Origin of the sequence: Agrobacterium sp. InxBP2 (genome assembly GCF_026191755.1) — a bacterium.
GTDB lineage: Bacteria > Pseudomonadota > Alphaproteobacteria > Rhizobiales > Rhizobiaceae > Agrobacterium > Agrobacterium pusense.
The window spans coordinates 49,347-57,109 of record NZ_JAINDY010000014.1 but is presented as its reverse complement, the minus strand read 5'-3'; the positions used below and the strand labels follow the sequence as shown (position 1 = coordinate 57,109).

General features: G+C 57.8%; 7 protein-coding genes. All 7 read right to left on the bottom strand.

Translation table 11 applies throughout. The features are described from left to right. Window positions 1–387: 387 nt before the first annotated feature. The gene (locus K7A42_RS00625; protein WP_223215467.1) at window positions 388–966 is read right to left on the bottom strand and encodes a helix-turn-helix domain-containing protein; all 579 of its coding nucleotides are present in this window, start codon (window positions 964–966) and stop codon (window positions 388–390) included. Between the two features lie 557 nt (window positions 967–1,523). After that, on the bottom strand, window positions 1,524–2,162 hold the full coding sequence (gene fixJ, locus K7A42_RS00620; protein ID WP_077986064.1) for a response regulator FixJ: 639 nt from the start codon (window positions 2,160–2,162) through the stop codon (window positions 1,524–1,526). Next, a complete protein-coding gene (locus K7A42_RS00615) occupies window positions 2,149–3,528 on the bottom strand; it encodes a PAS domain-containing sensor histidine kinase (protein WP_081859577.1) in 1,380 nt (459 codons plus the stop codon). Before K7A42_RS00615 ends, fixJ begins: the two co-directional genes overlap by 14 nt. 672 nt (window positions 3,529–4,200) lie before the next feature. Continuing rightward, a complete protein-coding gene (locus K7A42_RS00610) occupies window positions 4,201–4,461 on the bottom strand; it encodes an antitoxin (protein ID WP_282454657.1) in 261 nt (86 codons plus the stop codon). A gap of 138 nt (window positions 4,462–4,599) precedes the next feature. Then, complete coding sequence (locus K7A42_RS00605; protein WP_003585377.1) at window positions 4,600–5,301, bottom strand: Crp/Fnr family transcriptional regulator; 702 nt, start codon at window positions 5,299–5,301, stop codon at window positions 4,600–4,602. Between the two features lie 147 nt (window positions 5,302–5,448). Continuing rightward, window positions 5,449–6,366 carry a formylglycine-generating enzyme family protein gene (locus tag K7A42_RS00600; protein ID WP_282454656.1) on the bottom strand — a complete coding sequence of 306 codons (918 nt, stop codon included), beginning with the start codon at window positions 6,364–6,366 and terminating at the stop codon, window positions 5,449–5,451. Window positions 6,367–6,474: 108 nt separating this feature from the next. Continuing rightward, on the bottom strand, window positions 6,475–7,617 hold the full coding sequence (gene nirK, locus K7A42_RS00595) for a copper-containing nitrite reductase (protein WP_034499549.1): 1,143 nt from the start codon (window positions 7,615–7,617) through the stop codon (window positions 6,475–6,477). Window positions 7,618–7,763: the final 146 nt, after the last annotated feature.

The following is a 7,763-nucleotide window of genomic DNA, read 5'->3' as shown; positions in this document are numbered from 1 at the left end:
TCTTGCTGACGAACGGATCATCATCATCGATCCTGCGACCTACGAGATTGTCTACGTTCTCACGATCTGACCACCGTCGTTGCCATTCATCCTGTTGGTCGCCACCTTGCGACCAACAGTTTGACCGGTTGTTTGCGTGCTGAGCCGCAAAATTTCCCCCGGCAAGCGGGACATGCAGTGCCGTTTCGCGCGCCGATGACAGCGACCTGCCTTACAGGGTTCAATGACCCCCGCCACGAATAACCGCGTCCGCGGTGTGCGGCCAGGGCTCCATACAGCTCCTGCACCACCTGACAAAACCAAGGAGAAGAATGCGGAGGGTCCCAGACCGAGGTCGAGTGGTGGCAGGTTCTGCACGCACTCCCCCTCACTCGGGCCGGGGTCGGGTTACTCGCTGATCGCCTGGAGTTTGTCACGTCTGAGTATTTCGATACAGCGGGCGTTCTTCAGGCGAACAATACCCTTCTCGCGAAGCCTGGACATGCTCCGCGATACCGTTTCAACCGTCATCCCGAGATAATCGCCGATATCCGTTCGCGTCATCGGCAGATCGATAATTCCCACATCGCCTTGTCGACGATCAAGGTCAACAAGGAATACCGCAAGTTTCTCGAGGGCGCTTTGGCGGCCAACCACGAGCAGATGCTCCTGGGCCCGAATCATGCTTCGCAAGGCGAGCGCCATCAGGTCGCCGCGGTGAATTTCGCTTCCTTCTGCCTCGATCGACGTCAATCCGGTTGGCACGATCGCCTCGGCGTAGAAGCTCCGACACCCCCACGCCTCAAAACCGAACGTTTCCCCTTGCACATGAAACGCAACAACCTGTCTACGGCCGTCCGTAAGCAGACGGTAGATGCGCACAGCCCCGGACTCTATCCTGTACAGAGATCCAGACTTTTCGCCCTGCGCATAAATCTCACTACCGGAGGCATGAAAAGTGATAGCGCGCGGGCGGACTACCCCCATTGGCAGACCGGGTGACGGAGACGAGCCACGGGAGGAATAACTGGCGGAAGCCATAGCGAGCATGTGAGCTGACCCTCAATTTTGATTGTCCCGACTATGCCGCAGAGCGACGCCTGCCAAAATTCGTTTGTTCCACTAAGGGTTTTTACCTAGCCGCATCAGCGCACTCACGATATCCGTGCCCGTTAGCGGCTTGTGAAGGATTTCTATGCTTGGCCTCTCGTTGCTGAACGTCTCGTCTTCTGCAAGAAAAAGGACAGGCGTCTTTACGGGGAGGGTTGCGAGACATGCTTCCCGCTCGCATTCTGGAAGGGAGCCGTCGAGAATAACACAAATCGCTCCACCGACCGATTCTCCGGCATGCTTCCAGGACCGGAATGACGCGACGTCATATCCGTACGCGCGCAGGGCGAACGCCAAGCCGCGCGACAGTGCGGGGTCCTTCACAATCGAAGTTATATGTCGTGTAGTCGGCAAATTGACACCGGGAACATTGCAATAACGCGACAAGCAGGGCCAGTTGAACAGCCTCTTGACCTTGCGCGCCTTGTTCTGGATCAATTTCCGTCGGAGTTTCCAAAGTCCGCGATTTCAATCGAAAGTGACATGCGGACCAGCTCGGGAAGGCTTCGAGCTTTCATTTTTCCCATGACGTTAGCTCTGTGGACCTCCACGGTTCGCGGGCTTATGTCCAGATTGAAGGCTATGGACTTATTCGGGTGCCCCGCCACCACCGCCGCGAGAACCTGCCGCTCGCGTTCGCTCAGCGTCTCCAGTCTTTTGCGTACTTCTTCTGCCGATTCCGTTTCGGGAGCACGGGGATCCAGACGGGTAGCCGCACGGTGGATCGCGTCGATGATGACCGTATCTGCAAATGGCTTTTCAATGAAGTCAACGGCGCCGGCCTTCATTGCCTCCACCGCCATAGGCACGTCGCCATGGCCGGTGATTACTATCGACGGTATACGCACCCCCTCTGAGCGGATCCGTCGGATCAGCTCAACACCACTTATGTCCGGCATGCGCAAATCAGTCACCAGCACAGCGCGGTGAAGTCTGGGCGCAAGCGATGCAAAGGCGGTAGCCGTTTCATGCACTCTCACGCCAAGACCGCTCATGCTGAGCATAAAGGCGAGCGATTTCCTGACAGCTTCCTCGTCATCAACGACGTGCACAGTGAAATCATCGTTCGCCATTTTCTTCCCCATCATAGGCTGGCAGTGTGAATGTAAATCTTGCTCCTCCGAGCTCGCTACGTGACACGGTTATCTCTCCGCCGTGAGCCTCGATGATACGCTTCGATATGGACAGCCCGATTCCCATTCCGCCAGCCTTAGTCGTGACAAAAGGCCTGAACAACTGGTCGGAAATCTCATTGGGAATGCCGGCGCCGGAATCTTCGACTGTTACTGCGGCTTTGCCGCTTTCAGCAGCCTTGATGCTCACCCGAAGGTTTTTCTTTGGGGACTCGCCCATCGCCTCGACTGCATTTCGCATCAGGTTCGTGAGTACCTGCTGTATCTGAATTCGGTCGACCATGACCATATCGTCGCTAGCAGCAAAGTCAAAGACGGATCGCACACCTTTTTCTCTTGAACCCATCAGCGCCAGTGCGCCCGCCTCCTCAACCAGATGGCGGAGTTTGTGAGGCAGCTTCTCAGTCTCACCCTTAGTTACGAATTCTCGGAGATGGCGAATGATTTGACCTGCCCTGACACTTTGTTCACCTGCTTCCCTCAGGGCTTCGTGCAATTGCCTGTCCCTTTCACTTTCGGAGCCCTGTAGCAAGCGTGCGCAACCATGAACATAGTTGGCAATCGCCGAAAGCGGCTGGTTCAGCTCGTGGGCCAAGGTAGATGCCATCTCTCCCATTTCGTTCAGCCGTGCCAATCTTGCCAGTTCAGTCTGAATCTCCTGTAGGCGGGCTGCTGATTCCTCTCTTTCGGTAAGATCTCTCACGAAACCGGTGAAAAACCGTTTGCCCCCCCGATGCGTTTCTCCAACCGCGAGCTTCATGGGAAATGTCGACCCGTCCTTGCGCTGGCCGACCACGACCCTATCGGTTCCGATAATGCGTTTTTCGCCGGTCGCGAGATAGCGCTGGAGGTAGCCGTCGTGCTCGTGCCGATAAGGTTGTGGCATCAGCATTCGAAGATTTTGCCCAATTGCTTCGTCCTCGGAGTACCCGAACTGCCTGACGGCAGCTGCATTGAAAGAGACAATCGTGCCATCCTGCTGGCTGACGATCGTGGCATCGAGCACAGTATCGAGTATAGACCTTAGGTGTGCCTCGCGCGTGTTCAGCGCTTCTTCTGCCGCCTTATATTGATGCCTCAGGCGTTTGAGCGACCCCCCGAGGTACGCAATTGCAATGCCGACCGCTCCGAAAACCATCAACTCGGGGACCTGGGCGCCGCCGGGGGTAAGCGACCTCAGATAGCTTGCGGAGCAAAACGCCAGGAAAAATGCCAGCAGTCCAAGCCGCAAACCTCCGGTTATTGCGGCCAGGAGAATTGGAGGAACAAACAGTATGTAGATAGCAGGGGCGTCGAGTAGATCCATGAGAAACACTCAAAATAAACAGAACGAAAACGGATGAAGCTGCGATGGAATTCCCATGCGTTTGTCGCAAAGCGAGCGCAACCCGCCATTGGATCTTTTCCGGTCCCTGATCGGCATCATACTTTTCGCGTCCGCCATCGAGGTGCCCATCCTATCGCTAACCATATGTCACATTGGCATAGCGCGCTGGCTGGCGACCGGCAATTGTTTCATGTGTCGGCGGGAGATCATGCCAAACTTGCGGACCACAGACGGTCGTAGAAAGTGATATACAATTCAGCGGCGACGGGACGAACTACCAGAGCTGGCCACGCCCGGAAAAGTCTACGCTGGCTTTGCGCACGAGGTTGCGATGAGGATCACGCATTCACGCGTGACGGACCGCCCGATCAACATGCCGGCGGCGCGAATCTTGAACATGCAGACTGACGTCTCGACTTCGACTGGGATGTTATTGCCACCCAGCCCAAGGCCTTCGATCAGACTAGGCCGGTCCACATGGTTGCGCACATCAGGGTGACAAGGGTGTCGGCGAGCCACGCGCTGCTCAAGTCCCGGAAAGCTGAAGATTCAAAATGGTTTCAAGATTCTTCGGTCGACGTGAAGAGCCGGAATATGTCCGATCGGCGGCCAACAATGTTACAACCGCAGTCGTGTCGAGAAGATGCGCGATTACGGAAACATCGTATAGATCTCCAGCCGGTCCTGTCGATCTGACTGGTCGCGCACGTCTTTCATAAAAACGTCGCTCTCGCCGCGCACCATCGCTGCTACAAGAGAGTTCCAGGCCTCGGCACGCTCAACATGGGGACGCAAGATCAGTGCATCGCCCTCTTGCGTAATGTCCACACGATCGACGTGGACAGGCAATTCTTTCGGCAGGCGAATCCACTGGGAGTTACCGGACTGAAATACGCGGGCGACATGGGGCATGGTTCGCTCCCCTCAGGTTTACCGCATTTATAAACATCATATGTCCCGCCACTTCAACTAGCAGCCTGCTTATAACCGACAGACAGTAAGAAATGCGCAAGAGCAGGTTGCCGCAATGAGCGAGGCCAAGGCTCCGCCCTAGACTTGACTGGTATCGCCGTCCGCCAGTTGAGCGAGGCCCGGCAGATCGCATACGAGAAGCTTCTGCCGGCCGCCCTGAACGAGGCCCTTGCTCTCCCAACTGGACAGGATGCGAGAAACGGTGTGGAGCGTGGTGCCGGTCATTTCCGCTATATCCTGCCGCGAGATCGGGAAGTCGATTCGAATACCGTCCACCTCCTTGCGCCCTGCCTGTTGCGAAAGGCGCAGTACGGCGTGCGCCACCCGACGCTCTACCTCCTGCGTCGACATTTCGCGGATGCGCGTATGGGCTTCCTCAAGACGTTGGCCAATGGTCTGCATGGCGGAGACGGCAAGGTGCGGGTTCTGCTCGACGAAGTGCGGCCAGAGGTCCGTCTGCCAGGAAAGGATCACGCTTTCGGCGGCCGTGGTCGCGGTACCGGGATAATCGGACCGCTGCAGCGCCCGGGCGAAACCGAAGAGATCACCGGGATGCACCACACGCACGATGATTTGCTGGCCATCGTGCGTGACCTGCGTCACCTTCAGGCGGCCATGAATGAGCAGGAAGAAATGCTTGGCTGGCTGGCCCTGCTCAAAGATGGCTTCGCCCGGCGGCACCAGCCGAGATGTGGCGTGCGTCAGCAGTCCGTCCAGCTCATCGTCGGCCATCCTGGCAAACAAGGCCAGCGACCGGATGACGCTTCGGTCAATCTTCACTTGCACCCTCTCCGGTTAACTGGCACCGCGCGCTCCCTGCAGGAGAAACATGATGCGAGCGTTCTGTATTCTCAACGACACAGCTCTACCCATCGGGCGAAGAAGAACAAATGATATAAATCAACTGGATGTTTTAAGTGACGACTATCACGTAGCCCGACCGGCTGCCCGGAGCTTTTCGACAAGCGGAGCATACCAGCGCGTATCCTTCACCAGCCGGAAGCCGAGATTGTCAGGCGGTACTCCGACAGCGCAGCCTCCGCTCTTCGGGTTTTTGACGAAGGCGCTCATAGCCGCCCGATGTTTTCCCGACGCGACCGGGATACCGCAGGAGGCAACGCTATCGATCGCCTCACCATCCTTGCCGAGCGTCACGCGGTGGCTGCAGCTCGATGTCCATTCCCAGACGTTGCCCCCGAAATCGGCAAGGCCATATTCGTTTTCGCCAAAGCTGCCATAGGATTGCGGAACCGGGTTGTCCGAGGCTTTACGGCTGGTCTGCCGCTCGTAATCGGCCAGCCAACGCAAGGCCGGGTTTTCGCTGTCCGCGCCGACACCCAGCGTCTCATCCGGAAAATGCGACCCGGCGGCGAAAGCCAGTTCAGCGTCGCTCGGCAGGCGCCAGACCTCGCCTGTCCGCTCACTCAGCCACGTCGCATAAGCGCGGGCGTCATCCTGGCTGATTCCGGTTGCCGGTATCTCGCCGCCGACCGGAGCGGCAAAGCTGGGTTCCGGCTGCTGACAGCCGCCTTCCGCTACGCAGCGCGCATAATCGCCGCTCGATACCTGATATTTCATGATCGTCAGATTTTGCCGCATCACTACGTCGACCACCGGGCCATCGACGGCATAGCCATTGCGGAAATATTCGCCCTCCGCCCGGTATGTGAAATGCCCGGCGGGCACTGTGACGACCTGTGGAGCCATCATGGTCGCGCGGTCATCAATGCCGCTGCGGATGATCCCGGATTGGAAACCGATGGCCGTTGCCAGCAGCGTTGCAATCGAGAGCGGGAGAAGAAGCGAGACGGCTTTTGGGAAGTGGCTGTTGCCAGAAATGCCCATGGGAACCTGCCTGCGTCGAGAAGACGCCAAAGTCGGGCCTGCGTTCAGGCGCGGAGAGCAGAACCTTAAGCGCGCCCGCGGCTGTCGACGGGCGCGCTTCCGCTTGTGTCAGATGCTCGACGGGGCGAGCACCGCCTGCATCAAGCTGTTGTTCCACTCGCCTGTCACCTTGAAATGGGCGGCCGCGCCCAGTTCGAAGGCTTCGATAAGGTTGTGATTGACATAGGCGTAGATGCCAGGCTGCTCGAAGGTATAGAAGGCCGCGCCTGCCGTGCCGCCGGGGATGAACCATGTTTCCTGGTCGATATCCGGCGGATTGCGGAATTTACCCGTTGCCCAGACATAATCGCCATGGCCGCCGATAAGGTGCGGGCGGGTATCACGGTTCGCCTGCGAATGCACGATCAGCACTTTTTCACCCACGGCGGCCTGAAGGGCGTGTTCTCCCGTTAGCGCGCCAACCGCACCGTTGAAGACGATGTGACTCGGTGTCAGCTTGCGCATCACCTCCAGCGTGTCGGCCATGGCGTCGCCGGCGCTTTCATATTTTTTGAAATTGCCGTTCTCGTCGCGCGGGATGTAGAAGTCCTGCTCGCCGACATAATAGATCTTGTCATAAACGAGCTCCTTGCCGTGGCCGTCCGTCAGGCCCTCACGCGGCAGTACCATGATCGCGCCATTCATGCCCGAGGTGACGTGCCACGGCACCATGCCGGGAGGTGCGCAGTGATAGACGAAGACGCCGGCCTTGGTGGCCTTGAAGCGCAGGATCGCCTTTTCACCGGGGTTGACGATGGTGAGCCCGCCGCCGCCGAGCGCGCCGGTGGCCGAGTGGAAATCGATATTGTGCTGTAGCTCATTGGTATCGGGGTTGATGAGGGTCAGTTCGACATAGTCGTCCTGGTGCACCACCATCAGAGGCCCGGGAACCGAACCGTTGAAGGTCATGGCGTGGACCTCGGTGCCCTTGTCGTCGAGGATCATCTTCTGCTCTTTGATCGTGAGCGTGAACTCGACGATCTTCGGTCCGCCTTCGGCTTTCTGCGTGTGAGCATGCACGAAGGGCGGCTTGACGAGATCAACTTTTACGCGAGGCAGTACTCCAATCTCCGCGTTCGTCAATGGCTTGGCCGCAGCCTTTTTTTCCTCTGCCGCGCTCGCTGTCGATGGCATGATGACCGGAGCTATAGCCCCTGCAAATGCCGCGCCTGCGAGAATATTACGCCGTGTGATGTGGAAGGTTTCCGTCATCATATTTCTCCTGTCCCTCTTGGGGCAGAGCATGCTTCGCTCTGTCCCAGCATTTGTAGTGGAGGTACGAAAATACAATTTGAGATGGAGCAAACTGCGCGTCGGGCCACCTGCGACATTTTGGCAGGCGGTTACGGCTTCATGCG